This is a genomic window from Streptomyces beijiangensis, assembly GCF_017315755.1.
Classification (GTDB): Bacteria; Actinomycetota; Actinomycetes; order Streptomycetales; family Streptomycetaceae; genus Streptomyces; species Streptomyces beijiangensis.
On record NZ_JAFLRJ010001000.1, the window covers coordinates 1 to 367 of the forward strand.

The following is a 367-nucleotide window of genomic DNA, read 5'->3' on the forward strand; positions in this document are numbered from 1 at the left end:
CCGGCTGTGGATCAACCCCGACTGCGGGCTGAAGACCCGGGGCACCGCCGAGGTCGGCCCTGCCCTTGAGCATCTCGTCGCCGCGGCCCGCAGGGTGCGGGCGGCCGTCGTACAGGCTCTGGGGCTGCCAGCGGAGGGGTTCTGGCGGCTGGACGTCGTGCCGCTCACCGCCACGGAGCTCAGCGGCCGTTCAGGGCGCTGGAACCTGCGCTGCGGGAGCCCGCTCATCCCCTGAGGAGACGGGCGGCCGGGGCCGCGGGAATCTCCCGCGGCCCCGGCCGCCCACGGTTCAGCTCACCCCGCCCCGCACCCTGCGGGCCGCGGCGACGAGATGCTCAAGGGCAGGGCCGACCTCGGCGGTGCCCCG

Annotated in this window: 1 pseudogene; it reads left to right on the forward strand. The window is 76.6% G+C overall.

Annotation, left to right across the window (positions count from 1 at the left end):
• Positions 1-235: pseudogene (locus J0695_RS40270) on the forward strand (hypothetical protein); the annotation flags it as partial.
• Positions 236-367 lie beyond the last annotated feature (132 nt).